General features: G+C 41.7%; 23 protein-coding genes. 6 read left to right on the top strand and 17 right to left on the bottom strand.

Features of this window, described 5'->3' with window-relative positions; translation table 11 throughout:
* Positions 1-102: 102 nt before the first annotated feature.
* The 7 genes from BVH04_RS04110 to accD all read right to left on the bottom strand — a co-directional run bounded on the left by BVH04_RS04110 (position 103) and on the right by accD (position 7,224).
* Complete coding sequence (locus BVH04_RS04110; RefSeq protein ID WP_086540059.1) at positions 103-1,428, bottom strand: pseudouridine synthase; 1,326 nt, start codon at positions 1,426-1,428, stop codon at positions 103-105.
* Positions 1,429-1,651: 223 nt separating this feature from the next.
* Positions 1,652-2,464, bottom strand: coding sequence for an N-acetylmuramic acid 6-phosphate etherase (murQ, locus tag BVH04_RS04115; protein WP_086540060.1), 813 nt, complete (start codon positions 2,462-2,464; stop codon positions 1,652-1,654).
* 87 nt (positions 2,465-2,551) lie between these two features.
* A complete protein-coding gene (locus BVH04_RS04120) occupies positions 2,552-3,394 on the bottom strand; it encodes an N-acetylglucosamine kinase (RefSeq protein WP_086540061.1) in 843 nt (280 codons plus the stop codon).
* A complete protein-coding gene (locus BVH04_RS04125) occupies positions 3,395-3,622 on the bottom strand; it encodes a cytochrome b5 domain-containing protein (RefSeq protein ID WP_086540129.1) in 228 nt (75 codons plus the stop codon). It abuts the gene before it with no gap.
* Positions 3,623-3,708: 86 nt separating this feature from the next.
* Positions 3,709-4,860 (bottom strand): formimidoylglutamase, encoded by a 1,152-nt coding sequence (locus tag BVH04_RS04130; RefSeq protein WP_086540062.1) that lies wholly within the window; start codon positions 4,858-4,860, stop codon positions 3,709-3,711.
* A gap of 84 nt (positions 4,861-4,944) precedes the next feature.
* On the bottom strand, positions 4,945-6,249 hold the full coding sequence (gene nqrF / locus BVH04_RS04135) for an NADH:ubiquinone reductase (Na(+)-transporting) subunit F (RefSeq protein ID WP_086540063.1): 1,305 nt from the start codon (positions 6,247-6,249) through the stop codon (positions 4,945-4,947).
* Positions 6,250-6,381: 132 nt separating this feature from the next.
* Complete coding sequence (accD, locus tag BVH04_RS04140; protein WP_086540064.1) at positions 6,382-7,224, bottom strand: acetyl-CoA carboxylase, carboxyltransferase subunit beta; 843 nt, start codon at positions 7,222-7,224, stop codon at positions 6,382-6,384.
* A 226-nt stretch (positions 7,225-7,450) separates the two neighbouring features.
* Here accD and BVH04_RS04145 point away from each other — a divergent pair, with 226 nt between their 5' ends.
* Positions 7,451-9,085 carry a carbon starvation CstA family protein gene (locus BVH04_RS04145; protein ID WP_086540065.1) on the top strand — a complete coding sequence of 545 codons (1,635 nt, stop codon included), beginning with the start codon at positions 7,451-7,453 and terminating at the stop codon, positions 9,083-9,085.
* Positions 9,086-9,096: 11 nt separating this feature from the next.
* Here BVH04_RS04145 and BVH04_RS26010 read toward each other — a convergent pair whose 3' ends face one another.
* From BVH04_RS26010 to BVH04_RS04185, 9 genes are all read right to left on the bottom strand, one after another.
* A complete protein-coding gene (locus BVH04_RS26010) occupies positions 9,097-9,282 on the bottom strand; it encodes a hypothetical protein (protein WP_240510824.1) in 186 nt (61 codons plus the stop codon).
* An 18-nt stretch (positions 9,283-9,300) separates the two neighbouring features.
* On the bottom strand, positions 9,301-9,630 hold the full coding sequence (locus tag BVH04_RS26015; protein ID WP_240510825.1) for a hypothetical protein: 330 nt from the start codon (positions 9,628-9,630) through the stop codon (positions 9,301-9,303).
* A complete protein-coding gene (locus BVH04_RS26020; RefSeq protein ID WP_240510826.1) occupies positions 9,606-10,205 on the bottom strand; it encodes a transporter in 600 nt (199 codons plus the stop codon). The genes BVH04_RS26015 and BVH04_RS26020 overlap by 25 nt, the downstream gene beginning before the upstream one ends.
* Positions 10,206-10,314: 109 nt before the next feature.
* Positions 10,315-11,856: a phosphatase PAP2 family protein gene (locus BVH04_RS04155; RefSeq protein WP_086540066.1), complete on the bottom strand. Its 1,542-nt coding sequence runs from the start codon at positions 11,854-11,856 to the stop codon at positions 10,315-10,317.
* 4 nt (positions 11,857-11,860) lie between these two features.
* Entirely contained in the window at positions 11,861-12,802 is a 942-nt protein-coding gene (locus BVH04_RS04160) for a transporter family protein (RefSeq protein ID WP_086540067.1), read from the bottom strand.
* 134 nt (positions 12,803-12,936) lie between these two features.
* The gene (locus tag BVH04_RS04165; RefSeq protein WP_140160517.1) at positions 12,937-13,482 is read right to left on the bottom strand and encodes a hypothetical protein; all 546 of its coding nucleotides are present in this window, start codon (positions 13,480-13,482) and stop codon (positions 12,937-12,939) included.
* Positions 13,483-13,868: 386 nt separating this feature from the next.
* Complete coding sequence (gene infB, locus BVH04_RS04175; protein WP_086540070.1) at positions 13,869-16,781, bottom strand: translation initiation factor IF-2; 2,913 nt, start codon at positions 16,779-16,781, stop codon at positions 13,869-13,871.
* Positions 16,782-16,843: 62 nt separating this feature from the next.
* Positions 16,844-18,088 (bottom strand): transcription termination factor NusA, encoded by a 1,245-nt coding sequence (nusA, locus tag BVH04_RS04180; RefSeq protein WP_086540071.1) that lies wholly within the window; start codon positions 18,086-18,088, stop codon positions 16,844-16,846.
* A 5-nt stretch (positions 18,089-18,093) separates the two neighbouring features.
* Positions 18,094-18,570: a ribosome maturation factor RimP gene (locus tag BVH04_RS04185; RefSeq protein WP_086540072.1), complete on the bottom strand. Its 477-nt coding sequence runs from the start codon at positions 18,568-18,570 to the stop codon at positions 18,094-18,096.
* Positions 18,571-18,888: 318 nt separating this feature from the next.
* Here BVH04_RS04185 and BVH04_RS04190 point away from each other — a divergent pair, with 318 nt between their 5' ends.
* From BVH04_RS04190 to rodA, 5 genes are read left to right on the top strand one after another with little or no spacing between them, the layout of a single operon-like run.
* A complete protein-coding gene (locus BVH04_RS04190) occupies positions 18,889-19,917 on the top strand; it encodes a rod shape-determining protein (RefSeq protein WP_086502068.1) in 1,029 nt (342 codons plus the stop codon).
* Positions 19,918-19,924: 7 nt separating this feature from the next.
* Complete coding sequence (mreC, locus tag BVH04_RS04195) at positions 19,925-20,761, top strand: rod shape-determining protein MreC (RefSeq protein WP_086540073.1); 837 nt, start codon at positions 19,925-19,927, stop codon at positions 20,759-20,761.
* On the top strand, positions 20,751-21,272 hold the full coding sequence (locus BVH04_RS04200) for a rod shape-determining protein MreD (protein WP_086540074.1): 522 nt from the start codon (positions 20,751-20,753) through the stop codon (positions 21,270-21,272). Before mreC ends, BVH04_RS04200 begins: the two co-directional genes overlap by 11 nt.
* The gene (gene mrdA / locus BVH04_RS04205; protein ID WP_086540075.1) at positions 21,272-23,074 is read left to right on the top strand and encodes a penicillin-binding protein 2; all 1,803 of its coding nucleotides are present in this window, start codon (positions 21,272-21,274) and stop codon (positions 23,072-23,074) included. Before BVH04_RS04200 ends, mrdA begins: the two co-directional genes overlap by 1 nt.
* On the top strand, positions 23,074-24,348 hold the full coding sequence (gene rodA / locus BVH04_RS04210; protein ID WP_086540076.1) for a rod shape-determining protein RodA: 1,275 nt from the start codon (positions 23,074-23,076) through the stop codon (positions 24,346-24,348). Before mrdA ends, rodA begins: the two co-directional genes overlap by 1 nt.
* Here the strand turns inward: rodA and BVH04_RS04215 are convergent.
* Positions 24,345-24,920: an HD domain-containing protein gene (locus BVH04_RS04215; RefSeq protein ID WP_086540077.1), complete on the bottom strand. Its 576-nt coding sequence runs from the start codon at positions 24,918-24,920 to the stop codon at positions 24,345-24,347. The two genes, rodA and BVH04_RS04215, sit on opposite strands and share 4 nt — an antisense overlap.
* Positions 24,921-24,931: the final 11 nt, after the last annotated feature.

A 24,931-nucleotide genomic window follows, 5' to 3' on the forward strand; every position in this document is an offset into this window, starting at 1 on the left:
CTTCCGGAGAAGCAAGACAACCGCGCTCTCCGCGTGAACCTTTGCGCTCACAGCGGTTAACCCTTAAATTAAAAAAGCTCCCGATTTGGGAGCTTTTAATTTTTATATAAAGAACTTCAAACGAATCACTTCCTGCTCTGAGAGGAAGCGATAATGCCCCCGTTTCAAATCCTTTTTGTCTAACCCTGCATAGACCACGCGATCAAGTGCTGTCACATCATAACCCAGATGAGCAAAGATTCTACGCACAATTCTGTTTCTTCCCACGTGAATCTCCAAACCTAGGATAGTTCTGTCCAAAGACAATACCTGCATATCATCTACACTAACCTTTCCATCTTCCAAAGTCAAGCCCTCGATAATAGCCTCTTCGTCTTTCTTCGTAAGCGGCTTATCCAACGTCACCTGATAGATTTTCTTGATTTCATTGGAAGGGTGAGAAAGCTTTGCGGCCAACTCACCGTCATTGGTAAACAACAATAGCCCGGTGGTATTTCTATCCAATCGACCAACTGGGAAAATTCGCTCTTCGCAAGCGTTACCAACTAGGTTCATCACCGTTTTACGATCCATAGGATCATCAGTAGTTGTGATGAAATCTTTAGGCTTATTTAGCAACACATAAGTAGGCTTTTCAGGATTGATTTTTCTGCCCTGATAGACCACACGGTCAGTTTTCTTAACTTTACGTCCAAGCTCAGTGCAAATCTCTCCATTCAGCGTCACCAAACCTTTGCTGATCAGTGAATCTGCCTCTCTTCTGCTGCAAATACCAGAATTGGCGATGTATTTATTCAGGCGAATAAGATTCTCATCATTCTCCATTTTTTTCTTCTTTTGAGGAAGCGCGTCGAAGTTATAATCAGGTCTCTCTACGTTAGTATCCTGATCCACAAAACGTTTTTTACCAAATCCCTTCGTGTCCTTCTTTTCAGACTTGTACGTCGGTTTGCCTTCTGCAAACACTGGCTTTTGATCCTTGCCTCGTCCCTTGTAAATAAGTCCGCCTGGCTTTTCTGAGAATTCCGGCTTGCCTGGTTTAGCATCTCTTTTGTATGGCTTAGGACCTTCCACTTCTTCTTTTTTGGAGAAAAATTGTTTCTTACCTGTGCCAAAATCCTTCTTTTCAGATACGTCCGTACCTTGTTCTTTATTACTTCCAAAAGGAGATTTAGAACCAAATTTCTTTTCTCCCAGATTCTTAAATCCATCTTTCTTAGTTCTTGGCTTTTTCTTAAAGTCAGAGAAATCATCTTCACTTTTGCCTAATTGCTTCTTTGCTGGGCCAGATTTGGAGAACCCAGAATCTTTGGATTTATTAAATCCTTCTGATTTCCCCTTGTAACTTCCTCTTTGTCCTGAATTTGAAGAGTTGGAATCTTTTTTTCCTTCGCCGAAAAACGGCTTTTTTGAATTGTTATCTTTCATAGATTTGCAGCATCACTGCTGGATTGATTGTAAATAAAATAAGCACTTGGTTTTCAACCGCTTAATCGGGCTGCAAAGGTACAGTCTATCTGGAGATTTTTAATCATCTCCTCCAAAAATAATCTAGACTAGAAAACCTGCCAGGTTTTAATAAAAATCGCGCAAAGGGAAATTTTATTAAAGCCCCAGGCTGGAAACCTGGCAGGTTTTGATTTGCACAACACTAGTTCAAATTTTTGTAATAATAATCTGTTGCCTTACGAACAGAACCCTCACTGATCAAGAGTCCCTTGGCAGTCGCCTCATCGAGCCCAGTAGCTTCCATGATCATATTGATCCCTCGCTGCATCAGCTTCGCATTAGAAAGCTGCATATCCACCATCTTATTGCCTTTCACCTTTCCAAGCTTGATCATTACTGTTGTGGAGATCATGTTGAGAATAAGTTTCTGAGCTGTACCAGATTTCATACGTGTACTTCCCGTGATAAACTCTGGACCTACCACTGCCTCTATGGGATGATCCACTTCTTTAGAAAGTGGGGAATCTGGATTACAGGTGATGCTTCCTGTTAAGAGCCCTTTTTCACGAGCCGCTTTCACGCCACCGATCACATAAGGAGTTGTCCCTGATGCAGCAATTCCAATCACGGTGTCATTTGCATTGAACCCATATTCCAAAATATCATTCCACGCCTGCTCAGGATCGTCTTCAGCATTTTCCACGGCTTTCCTGATCGCTGTATCCCCTCCTGCAATTAGTCCCAAAACCATATCGAACGGTACACCATATGTCGGCGGACATTCAGACGCATCCAGCACGCCAAGTCTTCCACTGGTGCCAGCTCCGATGTAAATCAACCTTCCGCCTTTTTGCATTCTAAGTACAATTTCCTCTACCAATCCACTGATATTAGGAATCACCTTCTCTACGGCTAACGGCACTTTTTTATCCTCGGTATTGATATTATGAAGCAAATCCAACAAATCCATTTGCTCCAAATTATCATAGTGGGAGGTACTTTCGGTTACTTTCATCTGTTTTTAATTTTTTTTAATTGGTCATATGGAATCTCGCATTACGGATAATCATCCCTCCGAGCGTTGCCTTAGACATGCTCGATTTCACAGGGTCTCTTGGTGGTAAAGTGTCAAACCTGCTATTGGGCTTTCAATTATTAGATTTACGTTAATATGCACATCTGAGGCAGCTTTACGAAGAATATCACTGTTATAATAAGCAATAGATCCTACAAAATTCACCGGCTTCTCCCTATACTCTTTATACTTCATCACATGCTGCTTGAAGAATTCCTGAAAGGAATTGTAGTAGAGCAGGTAGCAATAAGGATTGGATTTGTGCTCTGTGATAAATCTACAAAAACTAGCCATGTATCTATTGGGAAACGGCTTTTGATACACATGCTCCTGAATTAATATATTGGTCAAATGAAAATTGTTAGTGAGCTCCCTTTTAATTTCTGAAGGCATTTCATCATTGATAAAATCTTTCAAAAGCTTCCTGCCAACATAGCCTCCGCCGCCTTCATCTCCAAAAATATAACCTGGAGCAGGGCGAGTATCCACGATCTGCTTTCCATCGTAATCACAGCTATTCGATCCTGTCCCCAAAATACATGCTATTCCAGGCTGGTGACCGCAGGTTGACTTTGCGGCCGCAGTGAGGTCGTGATCTATAGTTATTTTAGCTTTTGGAAAAACAGTTTTCAATGCTGACGAAACCTCATTCTTTCGATCAGGTGTAGAGCATCCTGCGCCATAGAAAAATATCTCTTCTATTTCACTCTCCAGATTTACCAGGAATTCGCTCTGCATTTGAATCGCCATTTCTTCCGACGTTTGATAATAGGGGTTAAACCCAATACCTCGGTGCTGACTAATTCTTCGATCTGAATGAATTACTCTCCAGTCCGTTTTGCTGGAACCACTATCTGCGATTAATATCATCTATGCTAATTGCCCAATGGCTTGAAATTTCTCAAATACCTTTTCTGTGTGAGGAGCATCTGGCAGCTCTTCTGTAAGATCCTGACCAGCCCAATGTTCGTAATGCATACCCCTTTTCCATAGCCTAGAACCGCTCACATCATAAATTACTCCTTGAAAAGCTACCCATATTTCGGGTTTATCCTGGCCATTTCGAAGTGCTAGCTGTTGCTTTGTATAGATTTTCATGAGTTTATTTTTTTTTACGGCCACATGGAATCTCGCATTTACAATGATCATCCCTCCGCGTGACTTTATGGACATGCGCGATTTCATCAAAGCAACTTGATTTGAGCATTGATCCAACGCTCAGGAATCTCCCCTTTTTGAGCCATCTGATAGTCAGCATAGCTACATGGCACGGTACTCACTCGGTCAAATTTCTCAGTTTCATTATGCGGAATTTCCATCCACCATTTCCCACTTCTTTTGCTTTTATAGAAAACCAGCATGTTTGGCTTTGCATCCAGTGAAACTGTGTATTTGGTATAGTCACTGCTTTTGAAAGAGAGGCTGTCCTTTCGGGAATAAAATCCCTCGAGAAAATACCAAATCATCACCGAAACCACTTTCGCAGTCTTATTTACTGTATCGTCAAAGTATGGCTCATAGCCATAGATCCCGATAGAACTCAGCTTCTCATTGGTACCGGCAAACCAGCAAATCTGGCAAGCTTCTTCTGCTGTCAATCCAAAAGGCTCAGCATTTACCGCCCCAGGAGCATCCGCAGACTGAATAGCGCATAAGTCAAAGCTCAGCAAATCCGCATTTCGTATTAACGGCTCCACTTCCTTGAACTCACTTCTCAATTCGCCCAAACGCACATGCTCAAAATATAGCTTTTCCACCACGTTGATCAAAGAAGGGTCAACCAGAAAACTCTGATATGCTAAATGTGCTGAGGAGAAGAGAAAATTAGGCTGATGAAGAATGATTTCCTGTGTATGCTGATCAGCAAGAGGGCCGTCCTCTTCCATATCCAACTTGGCATCTACTGTCAGCAGACTGACCAGCTTTTTCATTTTCTGGTAGGACAAATATTGGCCATAGTCCAGATCGTGCGATCCTCCAAAATAGATCGGTAGAATCTGCTGCTTCATCAGATACTCTCCCACTTCCTGCATTCTTTGGTAGGTATCACTCAGCTTCTCTCCGGAAATCATATCTCCCAAATCTGCTACTCTATAAGGCCCAAAACCTTTTTTGAGATCGTAGAGCTTCTCGCGAATTTCGCTACTTCCTCTATCTGCACTTTCCACTTTAGCCAGACCCCGGTTTTCTTTGATTCCGACAAGAGCGATTTGCACTCCTTTAAGATCGGGAAATTCCTCTCCGAAAAAGTGAATTTGCTTGAAGAATGAATTGAGTGGGTATTTTTTCTGCCAAAGGTACTCGGCTACAGGATCAAAGTAGGATTGGATATTCATAAGGGATGGTAGTCTTAGGTAAAAATAATCAAAATAGCCTCTCAAATAAAAAATCCCGCTTGAGCGGGATCTTTTGTTTATTTATTAACCTCCGAAGTCATCAAATCGGATATTTTCCTCAGGAATTCCCATGTCATCCAGCAACTTCAGAACTGCTGAATTCATCAAAGGTGGTCCACATAGGTAGTATTCTACTTCGTCTGGCTCAGGATGATTTTTCAAATAATTATCATAAAGCACTTGGTGAATGAATCCAACGTATCCGTCACCTTCTTTATCCTCTTCTGATTTCTTGATCTTCCAATTATCTTCTGGAAGAGGCTCGGACAAACCAATATTAAACTGGAAGTTCGGGAAGTCTTTTTCAATATCTCGGAATTGCGGAACATAGAAAAGCTCCTTCTTAGATCTACCGCCATACCAGTAAGATACTTTTCTACCGGTCTTCTCTGTATGGAAAAGGTGGAAAATCTGTGCTCTCAATGGAGCCATACCTGCGCCACCACCGATGTAAACCATCTCACGCTGTGTAGGATTAATATGGAATTCACCGTAAGGGCCAGAAATAGTCACCTTATCACCAGGAACTCTACCGAACACATACGAAGAACAAACCCCTGGATTCACATCCATCCATTTGTTATTTGCTCTATCCCAAGGTGGTGTGGCGATACGAATTGTAAGCATTACGATGTTACCTTCTGCGGGGTGATTAGCCATCGAGTAAGCTCTGAACAGCTCCTCATCATTCTTCATGGTCAAGTCCCAAAGACCGAATTTATCCCAATCACTTTGATATACGTCATCAGGGTGACCCAGATCTGGATGGGGAGTGATGTCTATGCCTTTGAAGTTCACCGTAATAATGGGAACATCAATTTGAATGTATCCACCAGCCTCGAAGTCAAGAGTTTCACCTTCAGGAAGTTTTACTTTGAATTCTTTGATGAAAGTAGACACGTTGTAGTTGGAGATAACCTCACACTCCCACTTCTTAATACCGAAGATCTCTTCCGGAACCCGGATCTTCATGTCATTTTTCACTTTCACCTGACATGCTAGACGTACGTTACTTTGCTGCTCTGCTCTGCTTAAGTGGCCAACTTCCGTAGGAAGGACTTCTCCTCCACCTTCTTCGACCACGCATTTACACATTGCACAAGTACCGCCACCACCGCAAGCGGATGGAAGAAAGATTTTTTGGCCTCCTAGTGTAGAAAGCAGGGTAGTTCCAGCTGCTGTCACAATTGGAGAACTCTCGTCACCATTGATGATAATGTTGACATCTCCCGAGTTGACCAGCTTAGACTGGGCAAAAAGGAGAATAAATACCAGTAGCAATATGATAACTGTAAAAGCTACAATGGAAGTAATAATTACTGAACCCATGAAATTTTGGTTTAATTTTTCTTATGGATTGGCCCAATACGGGAGCACAAATATATTTATTAATCACTAAAAGAGACTAGATCACGACCCAAATTTGAGCCGAATATTCAAATCCTTTTAGTAGTAACTCGATTAATTATTCAAAAGTTTGAGTAAGGTGGTCAATCTGCCTTTTAATTGACGACGATCGACGATAAAATCTAGGAATCCATGCTCGAGTACAAACTCTGAACTTTGAAAACCCTTAGGTAAGTCCTTACCTATCGTCTCACGAATCACTCTAGGTCCAGCGAAACCAATCAATGCTTCTGGCTCTGCAATATTGAAATCACCCAGCATCGCGTAAGAAGCAGTCACTCCACCTGTAGTAGGATCTGTGAGCATCGAGATGTAAGGGACACCAGCTTGATCCAGCAAAGCAAGCTTAGCAGAAGTCTTTGCCATTTGCATCAAAGAAAATCCAGCTTCCATCATACGAGCACCACCTGATTTAGAGATCATCAGGAATGGGATTTTATTTTTCAGAGAATGGTCAATAGCTCTGGCGATTTTCTCACCCACTACAGAACCCATAGATCCACCGATAAAATTAAAGTCCATACAGGCTATCACGATGTCCAATCCGTTCATTTTACCTACGGCCGATCTCACAGCGTCATTCAACTCTGTTTTCTGGATTGTAGCTTCTATTCGGGAAACATAAGGTTTGGTATCCGTGAATTTCAGAGGATCTGCCGATGTCATCTTGGCATCAAGCTCTTTGAATTTGTTGTTGTCAAAAAGAATTTCGAAATATTCCTTTGAACCGATTTTCACATGAAAATCATCGTCCGGGCATACGTAAGCATTATTCTTGAGCTCTCTTGTATGGATGATATTTCCATTTGGGGTCTTAAACCAAAGGCCATCAGGTGCATCTTTCTTCTCAGCTGTAGATGTTTTGATGCCTTTGTCAGTTCTTTTAAACCAAGCCATATTGAGTGTTTAGGTTGTCTTTTGACGAGTCAAAGGTTACAAATTTAGTCGTTAAATCCCGTAAATAAAACCCCCTTGGAAATAGGACGGGAATTCAATTACGTAAAGGAATTCGACACTTTATCGAAAATCTCTTTTTCAGTGATTATTATTTACCTTATTTTGATATCAATCAATTAGAAAAGATTTTTCACCGGAGAATCTATCAATATCCAAATAACTATTCATGAACTTAGCCGTTCTACTCCTCATTTCAGCTGTAATTTTATTTTTAGCCTACACCATTTACGGCAAATTTGTGTATAAAAAATTTGGCTTAAACGATAAAAATCCAGCTCCATCTCATACGCACAGAGATGGTATAGATTATGAGCCAAGTAAGCCCATAGTGGTTTTGGGACATCATTTCGCTTCAATTGCCGGAGCTGGGCCGATTGTGGGGCCGATCATTGCAGTAACTTTTGGATGGATTCCCGCGGTCATTTGGATTTTAGTAGGAGGGATATTCTTTGGAGCTGTACATGATTTGGGAAGTATGGCTACTTCGCTCAAAACTGATGGGAAATCTATAGGTGTGATCATCCGAAATCAAATCGGAATGAAAGGAAAGCAGCTCTTTGTTATCTTCAGTTTTTCTACGCTAATCCTTGTTATTGGTGTATTTGCAGATATTATTGCCAAGACTTTTGTCACAAATCCGGGCGTGGGCTCAGCATCCATTCTATTTATTTTGCTAGCGATTGTTTTCGGAATAGTGAATAAATTAATAGGTGATAAAAAGGCTGCATTCATTTTCATCACCATAATTGGTGTGATATTGATGTACTTCTTTGTGTATTTGGGTATGAAAATTCCTTTTGTGCTTGATTATAATATCTGGGTTTTGGCACTTTTGGCATACGCATTCATTGCATCAGTGACTCCAGTAGCTACGCTGCTTCAGCCGAGAGATTACCTCAATAGTTTTTTGCTATATGGATTAATTATAGCTGCGGTATTAGGCGTTTTCATTGCTAATCCTGAAATTCAGATGAGCAATGAAATTCATGTCTCGGATGAAAATCTTGGATATATTTTCCCTGTACTGTTTGTCACTATTGCCTGCGGAGCCATCAGCGGATTTCACTCCTTAGTTGCTTCAGGCACTACTTCCAAGCAATTGAATAAGGAATCTGATGCTAAATTGGTAGGTTTTGGAGGAATGTTAATTGAGTCATTTCTAGCAATTATTTCTGTAGGAGCAGTGGTTATTTTATCCCGATCTGAATATATTGAACGTCTTTCGGGAGAGGGCCCAGTTGCACTTTTCTCCACAGGATTGGGAGGTATGATTGCTACGTTGGGAATTTCAGAAGAGTTTGCTGTGGGCTTTGTAGCACTCACCGTTTCAGCTTTCGCACTTACGACATTAGACACATGCACTCGATTGGCCAGGTTCACCTTACAAGAATACTTTGAAGATGTTCCTCAAGCTGCTGGTCAGTATCTCGCTAAAAACAGATATGTTTCCACAGGAATTGTGGTTGTCTTTTCTATACTCCTGTTGCTTTCGGGAGAATTCACCACGCTCTGGCCAATTTTTGGCTCAGCAAATCAATTGCTCGCAGCTCTTGCGCTTTTGACCATTGCAGTTTGGCTCATCAAGAAAAACATCAATGCGCTTTTCGTGACGATTCCCATGTTCTTCATGTTCACGGTAACGCTTTCATCTTTAGGCCTTTTTGCCTGGAAAAACTTCAAAGACGAAGTTTATGTCCTTGCCATCATAGCAGCACTGCTTTTTATATTAGCGATAGCCTTAATGGTTTTGGCCACCAAAAGCTTGAAAAAAGAAGTCAAAGAACCCGCAAAGGTTCTTTGACTTTCTGACAACTATAATGAGTTAAATACTTCCTGTACTTTTTTAGGGATTCTCACAGCAACTGTGAAATTGATCAGATAATCCGCAAAAGCCGCATCTCCTTGAACCACATTGCCGGGAGTGGATTTTTCGATGTCTGTTACACTTTGTGTTCTATTTCTGAATAAAGCAAGCGGCACATTCAAAGTCCCTGTCACAAACCCCCCGCATATATCTCACTCCTGGCTCCAAAGAGATAATATAACCAAGTCTTCTAAACCTTCGCTACCCGAGAAAGCATTGTGCACTGGAATCCCTTCAATCCTTACGCCGAGGGAGGCTCCCAATCCATGTACTTTTTCAAATGATTTGAATACACCAGTTCTCACTGCGAATTGATCTGGCACACTCATAATGGCTTCATTTGGTCGGCTTCTATTGGTGGGAGTTCCATTTGCTTCCTTCGGATTAAACATATAAAATCCATCGTAATACCAGAAGAATGCACTACCCCTGTTCCATAGACCTTGAAAATCAATGATCAAGCCTGTGCCTCCATCTCCCAATTGAATAGATTGATCGACGGTTTTGTCTTGCTCGATCCCTCAGCTCCTTGATTATAGAAAGTGCTTTTGGCAGCGTAATCTCCAGTAGGAAATTTGATCCCTAGACCAATCGCTGTATTTCCTTTTTTGGCTTTTTCTCCAGAAAGCAACCAGTAGCCAACTCCTATGCGCATATCCCCTAATCCTTGGGAATAGGAAGTATGCCGCTCCGTGCGACCATGTTCGTACAGCGAACTTCTTTCGTTGTATTGCAAAGGCAGAGAGAGAATACCGTAAAATCGCTCAGTAAAAGCATAACTGACATTGAAATCCAGACCATGCTGTTTATTGATCACCTCAGTGTGATCGGTCAAGCGCTCGTGTTCTTGTTCAGTACCTCGAAAATGTCTGAATGACTTAAAATAGCGATAATTGGCACTGACGTTCCATTCACCTTCATTGAGCATATTTCCTTGGCCAACAGCATTGCCAAGCCCTGAAAACTGGCGTATAGCAACACAGCCTTGAGGATAAGCATGAAAATATGCTAAAGTCAATACGACAGTAGCAAACAGTATTTTGGTATATTTTTTCATGTGTTTATAATTTGATTGTATAAGTCACATGGAATCTCGCATGGTCAATATTCCTTCTTCTATGTGCCTCTCGCATCATGCTCGATTTCATGAGATACTTATCTAATAATTAATCATCAGCGCCATCTGTTTTGGCTACATCAATAGTGTATTGGGCTACATCCCGGCCCTGGGTGGTGCCAACTGTAGCATCAAAAGTCCAGTGAATCCCACCGTAAATCCTAGATAGAGCTGCTTCTTCCGCCCACTCTCGGAAAATACTGCCCTCCTGAGGAAACAGATAGGTTAACACTTCTGCAGCCGCTGCTGAGAATACAGAATGCCCAGAAGTATAGGCTGGAAAGTTAGGTGTACCTGCAATAGTCTCGAAATCCTTGATCAGCTGAATTGGCCTAGGATAGTAATAATAGTACTTCGTATCCCAGCAGCTAATCCCTCCATCCATTATAGCCATATTCATATAGGCAAACGCACGGGCTGTACGAATTGAATTCATCTTGTATTTCAGAATATATTCTCCTGCGATGTCATTCCAATGACCTGGAGGCGTATATGTACCTAGACCATCTTGCCAAAAATTAGCAATTCTCCTTCGCTCTTGTGTGACATTATCAGCATAATCCTGCAAAATCTTAACATCCTTCTGGAATGCTTCAGAACCTGGTGCGGGAGGCATTCCAGGTCTTGTGGATTCCACATTTTGGACACTCCACATTTTCACTTTCCCAAAAAGAGGTGTTAATCCAACTGGTCGAACAGGGCTCTCTAAATTTACCCATTGCCATCCAAATCGATCAAATGCTACTTTTCGTAAGGAATCAGAAACTGCTTTTGGAGACTGAGAATATTTCATGCCATCATTAGAAGCTCTGGCTAGAGCAATTGCAGCTATTTCTTCTCCTATTTTCTTTCCAGCTGCTAGATCGCTGGGCACATTTTCCCCTGACAAAATCAAGCTTTCCAAATGATGCTCTTCTAGTTCCTTCAGGTAATCAGCTTCCAAGGGAAACATCGCGGTTAAGATTTCTCTGGAAACAGTAGCCAATACCGCCCCTTCCGATGGATAGGAAGGCAAATTATTGGAAACATAAGCATGTGAAATTTCCGAATCCACCCGATAAGGAGCTGGCCTATTGAATTGGAATTTGTAATGCCAAGCCGAAATCATCCCGTCATATTGCGCCACAGATAGATATGCCAAAGCTCTACTCGCATAAGGAGGGTGGGCAAAAGGGAATACCGGAGGTCCAGCTGGATTAGCCGGATCAGGTAATGAATAAGATTCATCTACATTTGGCCCTGGAATCAAGTTATACTTAGCAATCAGCCCCAGCGCGACTTCATTCCATCGTAACACAGCATTATTGGTCCAGTGATCCACATTTTTCTTTTGATCATTGGACATAGATGAGATCCTTGATTTTACCGCTTCTAGTTCTGCCAAAAACACCGGAGAATTTTGGGCTGTGGGTTCATCAACAGAAATATCACTTCCTGCGGAAATTAAAATAGGTTTCCAACTTCCAGCGTCTGAATCTATTCCGGAAAACGCATAGCTCTCGTATTCTAATTCTGTTGCTAAGTCCATATTGCATCTAGTCATCGTGACCACAGCAATAATTACTGCTAGTAGTAAGTAAAGTGTTTTCATGGAATTAATTTGTAGGATGGAACAAACCAAACTGATAGGTTACACCAGCATTTACAGAAGACATTTCTGGTGCATTTCTGCCATCAATGACCCGACTATAAGATGCAACCAAACCCAGTCCTTTTGGCTTTTTGAAGAAATATTGAGCAAATACACCAACGCAATCCATATTTACTTTATTGGTTGGCTGAGGAGCATTATATGCCCGGATATCATCGCCAGAAGTAGATATGGAAGAGTTGTAATTCAATTCTACTCTTAATGATTTATCCATAAACCATTTCCCAACTACGGCTTCGTAAATCCAGGCGCTCGGTACATCCATCCAAGAAGTAAAGTAACTTCCATCATTGTAGTAATAATCGCGCTCAGCTTCTGTGTAACCTTTCCAGATATATCCTCCATTTCCTCTCAGATAGAATCCATTATTCCACTCATATTCTATCAAGCCTCTCCAAGCAAGCTGTGGAGCGCCAATTCCCAAACTGTAGGGCTGGTAGTCAGATAGGTAGTTTGAAACTGGAGTGGAAAATGTCACAGAGCCGAATGCGGTCCACTCGCCTTTTTCACCTTGGTACCTAAATGCCTCATACTTGAGGCCTAGAGTCAAATCCTGAATTCCGGTAGTCCCAGCAAATTTGCCACCGTTCGGAGTGGTGGAATTTGTACTCACAAAGGGAAGTCCCACGTAAGCATTCAAGCGATTTGTAATTCCATAAGCAGCCATTACCAATGACGTTCTTCGCTGCACTTTGGCTATCGTTCCATTTTTCCGAAGGGTCTCTCCCTCCCAATAGTGATCAAATTGCCCATACTCATAGTTAAGCAAAAAGCATATATCACCTTTTGGCATCATTAAACCATCCGTAGGAGTTTGTGCCATAGTTATATAGGACAGACCTAATCCTCCCATTAGGAGGATCAGCGTCCAGAAGTATTTTTTCATAAAAAGATTTTTTTGATTCTGTAGTAGATTGGATTTAATACTCCCGAGCCTTTCTGACTGGAAATAGAAAACAACTCATTCTTACTCTCTTTGCAGGTGAGCCTAGAGAAAAGATGAGATCAGTTAAAATAGAATCAAGAAAATAATGGAGGAGGAGATTCGATCCCATGAACAGGATCTAAATAGAAATTAATAACTAATTCAATTTTGGAATTCAAATTTGTATTAGCAAAAACTTCAAAGAAAAAAGGGACTGGCTGAAGATAATCTTTGACTAGAAGTTTAATGACCGTTTTTCCATTTTGGTCTAGTGGAATGTCATCCTCTGTCAGGAAAGATATCCACTTTTTTACCGTACTGTCCAGAACTCCTCTAGCGGTATCGGGTACCACAATAATTTGTAGTGTATCATTTTGATAACGCTGCTTGATCGCACGAAAGAATTGACCATCCTTCTCAAAAGAGGTATTGGTAGGTTGAAAAAGCTCTTGATTTGCCATGTAAGGAGCTAAAAGCGGAATCTCAATTAGTGTCTCCTGAGCAGGAATTGAATTTTCACTATAAATAATATCCACCCACTTACGCTCCAGGTGCTGGTCGTAAGAAAAATAGAATGCGTAGTAGCCAAAATGGTACAGGACAAAGCATCCTAAAAGAAATATGGAAAGGGCTTTCTTCAATTCTGGGATTATTACAATTCGAAAAATATCAAAATTCAATTTGTAAAACCAACCTCAGCCAAAAATATATGATCTAATATTTTATTATTTAATACTAAATCAAAATGATATTCTACCATTTCAAAACTATCGAAATAATATTTTTAGGATAAACAAAATAATAAAAAGTAAAACTGAAGATAGCCCATAGATCTTTAGGACTTTGAGACGATTCATCCTGTCCATAAACCAAAGTACAAACACCGGGCGGATCATTCCAGCAACCAGGCTAACCAGAGAAAAATAGAAAAGAAACCAAAGCAGGATTAGAATTGCAGACATCATGAGGTAAAACTAAAAAAGGAACAGCAATGCTGTTCCTCTTCATTTCTATATCTAAGCGAAAATTATTTCTTACGCTTGATCTCCTTCATTTCATAACCTTCGATTGTATCCTCAATTTCAATGTTATTGAAATTCTTGATTGAAATACCACATTCGTAACCAGCTTTCACTTCAGCTACATCGTCTTTGAATCGCTTCAATTGATCTATCTCTCCTTCATGAATTACGATACCGTCTCTGATTACACGGATCTTGTTTTTTCTGGTAATGAAACCATCCGTAACGTACGAACCTGCAACAGTTCCGATCTTCGTGATTTTGAAGACTTCTCTTACTTGGATATTACCAGTAATTATTTCTTCAAATGTAGGCTCAAGCATACCCTCGATTGCATCTTTGATCTGGTTGATCGCATCGTAAATGATCGAGTAATGTCTGATTTCGATCTCTTCCTGCTCTGCTAGTTTCTTCGCGTTGGAAGAAGGTCTCACTTGGAATCCCAGGATAATCGCATCAGAAGCAGAAGCTAGCAATACATCAGATTCAGAGATCTGGCCAACGCCTTTATGGATAATACTCACCTTCACTTCATCTTTAGAAAGTTTCAATAGTGAATCGGAAAGTGCTTCTACTGATCCATCCACGTCACCTTTGATGATGATATTCAATTCCTTGAAGCTACCGATAGCCAAACGACGACCGATCTCATCCAACGTAATATGCTTCTTAGTTCGTAAACTTTGCTCTCTCTGGATTTGCTCTCTTGAGTTAGCTATATCTCTAGCTTCACGCTCTGTGCCGTAAACTTTAATGATATCGCCTGCTTGTGGAGCTCCACCAAGACCTAGTACCTGAACAGGTGTAGATGGTCCAGCTTCTTTCAACTTTTTACCTTTATGATCAAACATCGCTTTCACACGACCGTAATGCTGACCTGCAAGGATTATATCTCCAACTCTCAACGTACCCGCCTGAACCATAATAGTAGAGACATACCCACGTCCTTTATCTAAGGAAGCTTCGATAACTGTACCAGCGGCATTTTTATCAGGATTGGCAGTAAGTTCCAATACTTCCGCTTCAAGAAGTACTTTTTCTAGAAGGTCATCGATACCTTCACCTGTTTTTGCAGAGATATCTTGGGATTGGTATTTTCCGCCCCACTCTTCAATCAAGAGATTCATATTAGCAAGCTCTTCTTTGATCTTGGCGGGATTGGCGTTTGGTCTGTCTATTTTATTAATCGCAAAGATCATAGGAACACCTGCCACTTGCGCGTGGTTGATGGCTTCCTTAGTCTGAGGCATGATGTTATCATCAGCTGCAATTACAATAATTGCGATATCGGTTATTTTAGCTCCACGGGCACGCATCGCAGTAAAGGCTTCGTGACCTGGAGTATCTAGGAAAGCAATCTTGTTGCCTGTCTTAGTCATTACATCGTAAGCACCGATGTGCTGAGTAATTCCACCTGCTTCATCAGCAGTCACTTTGGACTTACGGATGAAATCTAGCAAAGAAGTCTTACCGTGATCGACGTGACCCATGATGGTCACGATTGGTGCTCTTTCTAATAGTTGTTCTGGCAAATCAGCTTCGTCAACCTCAATTTCATCTTCAATTGATTTGGTGAATTCTACTTCATAGCCGAACTCGTCCGCAATAATTGTAATTGCTTCTGCATCTAATCGCTGGTTAATAGAAACGAACATGCCCAAAGACATACAAGCGGAAATTACCTGATTTACAGAAAGATCCATCAATGAAGCAAGATCATTTGCTGAGATAAATTCAGTAACCTTTAAGATTTTAACCTCATCTGTTTCAAAATCTACATCTCTATCTCTTTCGGCTTTCTTATCTCTACGACTTTTACCTTTTCCTCCGCCGGCACTTTTGCCTTGAAGACGAGCTAAAGTTTGCTTGATCTGATCTTGGATTTCCTTCTGAGTAGGTTCAGCTTTTTGAACTCTGACCGGAGGACCGCTTCTTTGTTGATTTCCACCCGGACGATTTCCGGCAGGATGAGGACGGTTGCCCGGGCCTCCCGCAGGACGATTTCCTTGTCCTGGTCCTCCTGGCTTATCTATGCGCTTACGTGGTCGCTTTTTATCTCTTCCTCTTTCATCAGAAGAAGCTACTGGACCACCTTTTTTCTTAGGTCGATCTGCTGGGAGTTCTATTTTACCTAATACAGTAAGTCCTTTGAGAGACTCTGCTTTAGCAGAAATTAACTGATCCTTTGCAGCTGGAGCCGCAGGGGCAGTAGGAGTAGGTTGTTGTGGAGCTGGCTTAGGCTGTTCCTTTCTAACCTGCGGTGCTGGAGGAACATTCGGCTTTCTCGCTTCCTGAGCTGGTTTTGGCTGAGGTCTGGACTGTTGAGCAGGATGCGGCTTTCTAGTGTCTCCATGCTTTTGACCATACTTGTTTTGACCTTGCTGCTGCTTATGCCTCGGCACTGGAGCAGTGTTTTTACTCAGGTCAATTTTACCCAAAACTTTAATACCCTCTAATTTAGGAGTTTCGGCAGAAACTTTCTCCGGCTCGGCAGGCGGAGTAGGTGTAGAAGACGGCGCTGACTTAGTCTCCTCAGCTGCTTTATTGGCAGGAGCTGGAGTTGGTGTCGAGGCTGCTGGCTTTGGCTCCTCGACTGCTTTGGGAGCAGGCGCTGGAGTTGGAGCTGGCGCAGGCGCTGGTGGCGCTGGCTTAGGCTTTGGCTCCTCTTTTGGAGTTTCAGGCTCTATTGAAATAGGCTCATGGCGTTTCCCTATAGAGAGGTGTGAAGCCTCCTCTTTATCCAGGGCAGAAGATTTGAATTCCTTATTCAGCATCTCAACTTGATTCATGTTGATTTTTGAATTAGGATTATTCTCCACCTCATAGCCCTTTTTAGCCAAGGACTCAACTATGGTTGCCGTACCCACGTTGAGTTTTCTGGCTATTTGGCCTAAACGCATCATTTTTTCTTCTGACATAAGCAAAAACTTCTTTCGAAATCTTAAATAATTAGGGTATTATACGGGGATTATTTCCCGCTTTATTGATCAAATTCTTGTCCGAGAATCCTGAATATCTCATCAACAGTTTCTTCTTCAAGTTCTGTTCTTCGAGTCAGGTCCTCTTTAGTCAAGCTCAATACGCTTTTTGCAGTATCTAAGCCTGTCTTTTTTAATTCGTCGATGATCCAGCTGTCGATTTCATCGACAAACTCTCTCAAATCAACATCTTCTTCTTCGCTCTCATTCAACTCACGGAATACATCGATCTCATAACCAATCAATCTACTCGCAAGTTTGATATTATATCCACCTTTACCGATAGCAAGTGATACTTGGTCTGGCTTAAGGAATACTGATATTCTCTTTGTCTCCTCATTCGCAGTGATGGAAGAAACCTTGGCAGGACTCAATGCTCGAGTGACATAAAGATCCAAGTTTTCTGTGAAATTGATCACATCAATATTTTCATTCTGCAGTTCTCTTACCACAGCATGAATTCTTGATCCTTTCATTCCCACACAAGCTCCAACTGGATCAATACGATCATCGTAAGATTCCACCGCAACTTTGGCTCTTTCTCCTGGCTCTCTTACAATTTTGATAATTGTAATCAATCCATCATATACCTCTGGCACTTCATTCTCAAACAAGCGTTCTAAGAAAATCGGAGAAGTTCTAGAAAGTATGATCTTTGGATTACCATTAGACATATCCACTCTGTGGACTATTGCCTTCACGGTATCCCCTTTCCTGAAGCGATCCTTAGAGATCTGCTCTGCCTTTGGCAAAATCAGTTCGTTGCCATCACCATCCATCAGAAGTATCTCTCTTCCCAGAATCTGGTAAACCTCAGCACTTACGATCTCTCCTACCAGCTCTTCATACTTACTATAAAGAATATCTTTTTCGAGGTCTTTGATTCTCTGGATCAATGTCTGACGAGCCATCTGCACAGCACGTCTTCCGAAAGCCTCCAGCTCAATTTTCTCGTAAACCTCTTCACCTATTTCAAAATCCGGTTCGATTTTACGGGCTTCCGCAAAGCTGATTTTGTCTAAATCCCAAATATCCTCAGAATCGTCGTCGACAATTTCGCGGATACGGAATATCTCAAGGTCACCTTGATCAGCGTTAATGGTCACATCGAAGTTTTCATCTGTTTCAAACTTCTTGCGAATCATCGCTCTGAACACATCTTCCAAGATACGGATCATCGTAGGTCGATCCACATTTTTAGATCTCGCAAATTCAGCGAAGGATTCTATTAAGACTTTGGCATCCATTTGATTTATTTAAAAGATACTTGTACAATTGATTTCTTCATCTCTTCAAAAGGAAGAGAAACTTCCTCCTCTGTGGCTTTTTTGCCCTTTTCCTTTTTCTTTTTCACCAGTACTTTTACGCCGATTTCAGATACCTCCAGTAGTTTGCCTTGAATTTCTTCTCCCGAAGTCAAAGAAATCTTTAGCTCCCTGTTGATATTTTTCTGAAATTGTCTCCTACTACTCAAAGGAAAGTCTAGCCCTGGGGAAGAAACCTCCAGAATATAAGCCTCAGGCATCATATCTTTTGCCTCCAGCTCTTCCGAAACCGCCCTGCTTAGCTTAGCGCAAGCTTGGATAGTCACACCTACATCAGCGTCCAGAAGGATGTTGAGAAGCTTTTTACCCGATTTCTCAGACATCTTCACCTCTACGATGAAATGATTCTCATCGGGAAGATGCTTCTCTACAATCTCTTCGATAGCTTGCTTCAATTCAGTCATAGTATGTATAATGAAAGAGGGGACCATATGGTGTCCCCTCCAGAAACTTTCGAATACGACGCAAAGGTAAAATAATTTTGCAGTAAAAACAAAGCACCTCCTAAATCAAGAGATAGAGATAATTAGGTTTTTTTTCTGTTAAAAAACTTCGCCAAACTAAAGCCCCTTTTAAGTCATTTGATTTTGTTACCAAAATATATCCCGATTCTATCAAATTTGTCCCATTAAGATAATAATTTTGCCGACCCTCGTTTAATATGAATGCTTAGCATAGTATATTAAACTCTCAACTCCAGTAAATACAATCAATACCTAAAAATGGGATTATTTGACTTTTTCTCTAGTGATATTGCAATTGACCTCGGTACCGCAAATACCCTGATCATTCATAAAGATAAAATTGTAGTAGACGAACCTTCCATCATCGCAATTGACAAAACTACCAATCGAGTATTGGCCGTGGGTCGTGAAGCAATGAACATGCATGAGAAAACGCATGAAAACATAAAAACCATCCGTCCACTGAAAGATGGGGTAATCGCCGATTTCTACGCCGCAGAGCAAATGATCAGAGGATTGATCAAAATGATCCCTGGTCAGAAGAAAGGCTTATTCCCACAGTCTCACCGCATGGTGATCTGTATTCCTTCTGGAATTACCGAGGTGGAAAAAAGAGCAGTGCGTGACTCTGCCGAGCACGCTGGCGCAAAAGAAGTTTATATGATTTACGAACCGATCGCTGCGGCTATCGGTATCGGGATCGACATAGAGAAACCAATGGGATCCATGATTGTGGATATCGGAGGTGGTACTACTGAGATCGCATTGATCGCTCTTTCTGGTATCGTAGCCGATCAGTCTATCAGAGTTGCAGGTGACACATTCACCAAAGACATTTTGGACTACATGCGTCGTCAGCACAACTTGCTAATCGGTGAGCGATCTGCTGAAAAAGTAAAAATAGCAATTGGTTCGGCCTTGACAGAGCTCGACGATCCACCGGAAGATTACGAGATCAGAGGTCGTGACTTGATGACTGGTATTCCTAAGGTGATCAAAGTTTCTTATTCTGAAATTGCTTTCTCTCTGGACAAATCAGTTTCGAAAATAGAAGAAGCTGTACTGAAAGCATTGGAGATTTCTCCACCTGAACTTTCTGCTGATATCTATGACAATGGTATTCACCTTACTGGCGGTGGCGCTTTGCTGAAAGGCCTTGACAAAAGGCTTCATCAGAAGACCAAACTTCCAATTCATATCGCAGAAGATCCACTGAGAGCTGTGGTGAGAGGAACAGGCACAGCCTTGAAAAACGTACAGAATTTCCGAACAGTATTGATGACTTAAACCCCGAATGCTACGCATCCTTCAATTCCTTTATAGTCTAAGGTCTTTTCTCTTGTTTGTTTTGCTTGAAGTATTGGCGATAGGATTAATTGTCTCCAATAATTCACCTCAGGGTGCAGCTTTCTATAATAGTTCCAATGCAGTAACCGGATCTGTTCTCAAGACCCGCTCAGACGTCGTGGATTTCTTTTCCCTTGCAGAGGCAAATGAAGCGCTACTCAGCGAAAATGCCGGATTGCTTGAGGAGCTTAAAACCATGAATGCAATTCCTGATAGTGCAACTATCAAGTTGGATTCTGCATTTGAAGCACAATTCAATTTCAAAGGAGCCAGGATTATTAGTAACTCCCTGCGTTTTGCACAAAATCATATTACCCTAAACAAAGGGTCTTACGATGGTGTAAAGCCGGGAATGGGAGTATTCAATGAGCAAGGTGTAATAGGAAGAGTGAAGTCAGTTTCTGAAAATTACTCAGTAGCCATTTCACTGCTGAACACAGAAATGAACCTTTCCTCCAAAATCAAAACCAATGATTCTTTTGGTACCGCAAAATGGGATGGAAAAGACTCCAACAAAACCAAACTACTGTATGTTCCTCGGCACGTGACTGCGAACCCTGGGGATACGGTCGTCACAACTGGATACAGTGCAGTATTCCCAGAAGGAATTCTAGTTGGCATCATTGAAAGCGTAAATCAAAGCGAAGACCCAAACTACTTGGATGTAGTAATACATCTTAGCGTAGATTTTAGCAAAGCTCATTATGTCTATTTGGTAGAAAATACTCAATTGGCTGAGCTTGATACGCTTTACAAGCAATCAGAAATAGAAAATGAATTTTAGAAATCTGATCACTCACGTCTTCCTGGTGATTTGCCTGTGCTTGGTACAGATACTCCTGCTGAAAAACCTTGCGCTTTTTGGTGTAGCCTTCTGTTTCATATACCTATTGGCTATACTGAGTTTTCCTATCAACATGCGAAGCTTTCCCTTGATCTTAATCAGCTTCGGACTAGGCCTACTTATCGACGTGTTCTACGACACACTTGGACTTCATGCTGCTGCGGCCACACTCTTGGCGTTCCTGCGAACCTACTGGCTCAAAGCTATCAGTCCCAATGGCGGCTATGATGACGCTAACAATCCTACCTTCCCTGCAATGGGAATTGGTTGGTACATTAGCTATTCATTGCCTTTGGTTTTTGTCTTTTCACTGATGTTTTTCATTGCCGATCAGTGGGGAACCGGAGGATTGTTTGGCGTGTTAAACAAAAGTCTTTTCTCCTCGATATTCACAGTCATTTTGGCTATAATTGTACAACTACTGTTCTTCAAACGCAGGAGAGGAATCTGATGAACGACCAAAGGCCCGTAGTAATAATCATCTTTGTTTTCTTAATAGCTGTGGTTCTTTTGACCAAGCTTTTTATGATACAAGTGATGGACGACAGCTTTCTCAAAAGAGCTGAGCGAAACGCTATTCAACGAGTAGTAGATCACCCCTATCGTGGATTAGTCTATGACCGCAATGGAAAATTGTTGGTTTATAACAATCCTATTTTTGATTTAATGATCGTTCCGAAAGAATTTGAAATGGGAGATACTACCCGTTTCTTAGAGCTTTTTGGGATTACTAAAGAGCACTTGATCGAATCATATCAGGCTGCGCGAAAATATTCCTACGTCAAACCATCCACTTTCATCAAGCAGATCTCCACCAATGAATTTGCCAGAATTCAGGATTTTCTGATCGATTACCCAGGCTTATTTATCATGACTCGGTCTGTCCGCTCCTATCCAGAGCCAGTGGCTGCTCATGCCTTAGGATACATAGGTGAGATCAGCGGCAGACAGCTGGAACGTGACAGCTCAGGCTACTATGTGCAAGGGGACTATGTAGGTCTGAGTGGAATGGAACGCTTCTACGAGGATGAGATGCGAGGCAAAAAAGGAGTGAAATACAAAATGGTCAACGTACGTGGAGTAGATAAAGGCCCCTTCAAAGATGGGGAGTATGACACCGCATCTGTTGCAGGTCATAATATCAACTCTTCCATAGATATGGAGCTCCAGAAGTATGGCGAATTGCTTATGATGGGAAAGACAGGATCTGTTGTGGCTATTGAGCCTAAAACAGGAGAAATCCTCTCCATGATTTCCGCTCCTTTCTATGACCCAAATACGCTTACTGGCTCAGAGTTTAGCAAAAGCTATACAGCACTAAATGCGCTGGAGACAAAGCCACTATTCAATCGTCCCATAATGGCGACCTATCCTCCCGGTTCTATTTTCAAGATTGTTCAGAGTTTAATTGGTCTTCAGGAAGGTGTTTTGACTCCTGAAACTACTTTCGCTTGCAATAAGTCCTTGGTAGCTTGTCACAATCACCCATCTCCTTTAAATCTATTCGGCGCGATCCGAAATTCTTGTAATCCTTACTATCATCAGGCTTTCCGCCAAATCATCAATCAGGAAGTTTCCAGTAATACCTATAAGGACACTGAGATTGGATTAAATGCCTGGCGTGATAATGTGCTGAAATTTGGACTAGGCGGCACTTTAGGAATAGATATGCCAAATGAAAAAGGCGGAGATGTTCCTTCCAGTAAGTATTACGACCATTTCTATGGCAATGGTCGCTGGAAATATTCCACTATTTATTCACTTTCAATTGGTCAAGGAGAATTACTAGTCACTCCAATTCAGATGGCCAATTTGGCAGCGATCTTCGCAAACAAGGGCTATTACTACACTCCTCACTTGATAAGAGCAATAGACGGTGACAAAAGTCAAATCCCTCAGCAATACCTTACCAAACACGAAGTGGGCGTGGATGCACATCATTTTGACATGGTGCAGGATGCTATGGTTCAAGCGTTATACGGCACTGCCCAGCGAGCTATCATGAAGGACATACAGATCGCAGGTAAAACTGGAACGGCACAAAACCCACACGGTGAAGATCACTCTGTATTCATTGCTTTTGCCCCAAAAGAAAACCCGCAAATAGCAATTGCTGTCTATGTGGAAAATGCTGGCTGGGGAGGTAGAGCCGCAGCAAGTACGGCTTCTCTGATGATAGAAAAATACCTCAGAGACAGTATCTCCAGACCTGATTTGGAGAAATATGTCATAGCGGGAAATTTCATTTATTAATGCGCGAGACGGATATCAACATAAATCGGGTGGATTGGATCACCGTTATGATCTATTTCGCATTGGTGATGGTAGGCTGGTTTAATATCTATGCTGCTGTCTATGATGGCCAGGTAGATAAAAGCATTTTTGATTTCTCCATCAATTCCGGAAAGCAGCTTGTCTGGATAGGAACTGCCATGGCAATCATCATCGTGATCATGGCTGCCGATTACAGGCTGTTTGAAAATCTAGCTATCCCTATTTATCTGGTATTCCTAGTGTTATTACTGCTGACGCCGATTTTGGGGAAAGCAGTAAATGGGCAGGTACTTGCCATTGGAGTTGGTTCTTTCCGGATCCAAGCTGGGGAGTTTGCAAAATTTGCAACGGCTTTGGCTCTCGCCAAATTCATGGAAAGACCGACCTTTGATCTTTCCAAAACCCAATATCAACTTCGGGCATTTGCGGTGCTATTAGTCCCGGTAATTTTGATTATCCTCCAGCCAGATACAGGTACGGCCATGGTGTATTTTTCCATGCTCATCATGTTCTATCGAGAGGGGCTGCCGCAAAAATACTTCGTGCTTGGCATTAGCTTAATTGCACTGGTTTTACTCGCGTTAGGAATAGAAAACAATCTTTATTTAGCTGGTGCGATTGTGGTAATAGTCGTCATCCTAATCCTGATGGGGAAAAAGACACCCCAGCAGATAATTGCTTTCAGTGTAATAGGAATAGCAGTAATAGCATTTACGTATAGTCTTGATTTTGTAGTATCCAAGCTTCCCGAGCACCAGCAAAACAGAATCATGGTACTCTTCAATCCAGACCTTGATCCGCTTGGAGCCGGCTGGAATGTTACTCAATCCAAAATCGCTATTGGCTCTGGCGGACTTGCTGGGAAAGGCTATCTGCAGGGCACTCAAACCAAGTTTGATTTTGTTCCGGAGCAACATACCGATTTCATCTTTTGCACTTTGGGCGAAGAATTTGGCTGGCTTGGTAGCTTCATAGTCATTGCTTTGTTTGTGACTTTGCTTACTAGGCTGGTAATTATGGCTGAGCGCCAAAAGAATAGATTTAGCAGGATATATGGGTACTGCGTGATATCTATTTTGATGTTTCACTTCATGATCAATATCGCCATGACAATCGGATTATTTCCTGTGGTAGGAATCCCGTTGCCATTCTTCAGTTATGGGGGATCGTCACTTTGGTCATTCACAATTTTACTGTTCATTTTCATCAAAATGGATAGCTCAAGAGCACTTCAGCTAGGACGAATGGGTTAAGAAGCTAGCAGTTTATTGAGCCAGACTTGCTTCTGAGGTTCTCTATTTTTAATTGCAAACGGGGTGTGATATTGATGCGCTTTTAAAAAATTAATCTGAAGATCCTTCCACTGCTGAGCGCTAGAGATCACATTCATATTCTTTAGTTCCTCGAATAATTTCTGACTAATCTCCGGATAATCTTGCCTTCCTAAGTAATCCAAATCCGCATCACAGATGATTCGCTGTAGATGATTTTTTGGGTTTTGGGGGATTTTAGTAGCCATCACTAGCCCCTTTACTTTCTCTATATCTTTTTGATCCACCCTCAAATCCTTCAAGATAATCTCAGCCATGTTCGCCCCCACTTCTTCATGATTTGCGGAGCCTTTGAGAAAACCCATATCATGTACAATCGCCCCAGCTCTGAGCAAGTATCTTTCTTCTTCGGGAAGCTTTTCTCTCTTTATGTATTGATTGCATACATTAAGCACATCCAGCGTGTGATCAAGGGCATGGTAGGTCAAAGTCTTGGGTAAATTTGCCGCAAGATTGGATAGAACTTGTTTTCGAAGACTACGATATCCTTTCATTGGTTGATACA

This window comes from Algoriphagus antarcticus, from assembly GCF_002150685.1.
GTDB lineage: Bacteria > Bacteroidota > Bacteroidia > Cytophagales > Cyclobacteriaceae > Algoriphagus > Algoriphagus antarcticus.

What these genes read in the sequence shown, in the direction of transcription:
- BVH04_RS04110 (WP_086540059.1), bottom strand. Translation starts at nt 1,428, where the DNA reads ATGAAAGATAACAATTCAAAAAAGCCGTTTTTCGGCGAAGGAAAAAAA.
- murQ (WP_086540060.1), bottom strand. Translation starts at nt 2,464, where the DNA reads ATGAAAGTAACCGAAAGTACCTCCCACTATGATAATTTGGAGCAAATG.
- BVH04_RS04120 (WP_086540061.1), bottom strand. Translation starts at nt 3,394, where the DNA reads ATGATATTAATCGCAGATAGTGGTTCCAGCAAAACGGACTGGAGAGTA.
- BVH04_RS04125 (WP_086540129.1), bottom strand. Translation starts at nt 3,622, where the DNA reads ATGAAAATCTATACAAAGCAACAGCTAGCACTTCGAAATGGCCAGGAT.
- BVH04_RS04130 (WP_086540062.1), bottom strand. Translation starts at nt 4,860, where the DNA reads ATGAATATCCAATCCTACTTTGATCCTGTAGCCGAGTACCTTTGGCAG.
- nqrF (WP_086540063.1), bottom strand. Translation starts at nt 6,249, where the DNA reads ATGGGTTCAGTAATTATTACTTCCATTGTAGCTTTTACAGTTATCATA.
- accD (WP_086540064.1), bottom strand. Translation starts at nt 7,224, where the DNA reads ATGGCTTGGTTTAAAAGAACTGACAAAGGCATCAAAACATCTACAGCT.
- BVH04_RS04145 (WP_086540065.1), top strand. Translation starts at nt 7,451, where the DNA reads ATGAACTTAGCCGTTCTACTCCTCATTTCAGCTGTAATTTTATTTTTA.
- BVH04_RS26020 (WP_240510826.1), bottom strand. Translation starts at nt 10,205, where the DNA reads ATGAAAAAATATACCAAAATACTGTTTGCTACTGTCGTATTGACTTTA.
- BVH04_RS04155 (WP_086540066.1), bottom strand. Translation starts at nt 11,856, where the DNA reads ATGAAAACACTTTACTTACTACTAGCAGTAATTATTGCTGTGGTCACG.
- BVH04_RS04160 (WP_086540067.1), bottom strand. Translation starts at nt 12,802, where the DNA reads ATGAAAAAATACTTCTGGACGCTGATCCTCCTAATGGGAGGATTAGGT.
- infB (WP_086540070.1), bottom strand. Translation starts at nt 16,781, where the DNA reads ATGTCAGAAGAAAAAATGATGCGTTTAGGCCAAATAGCCAGAAAACTC.
- nusA (WP_086540071.1), bottom strand. Translation starts at nt 18,088, where the DNA reads ATGGATGCCAAAGTCTTAATAGAATCCTTCGCTGAATTTGCGAGATCT.
- BVH04_RS04185 (WP_086540072.1), bottom strand. Translation starts at nt 18,570, where the DNA reads ATGACTGAATTGAAGCAAGCTATCGAAGAGATTGTAGAGAAGCATCTT.
- BVH04_RS04190 (WP_086502068.1), top strand. Translation starts at nt 18,889, where the DNA reads ATGGGATTATTTGACTTTTTCTCTAGTGATATTGCAATTGACCTCGGT.
- mreC (WP_086540073.1), top strand. Translation starts at nt 19,925, where the DNA reads ATGCTACGCATCCTTCAATTCCTTTATAGTCTAAGGTCTTTTCTCTTG.
- BVH04_RS04200 (WP_086540074.1), top strand. Translation starts at nt 20,751, where the DNA reads ATGAATTTTAGAAATCTGATCACTCACGTCTTCCTGGTGATTTGCCTG.
- mrdA (WP_086540075.1), top strand. Translation starts at nt 21,272, where the DNA reads ATGAACGACCAAAGGCCCGTAGTAATAATCATCTTTGTTTTCTTAATA.
- rodA (WP_086540076.1), top strand. Translation starts at nt 23,074, where the DNA reads ATGCGCGAGACGGATATCAACATAAATCGGGTGGATTGGATCACCGTT.
- BVH04_RS04215 (WP_086540077.1), bottom strand. Translation starts at nt 24,920, where the DNA reads ATGAAAGGATATCGTAGTCTTCGAAAACAAGTTCTATCCAATCTTGCG.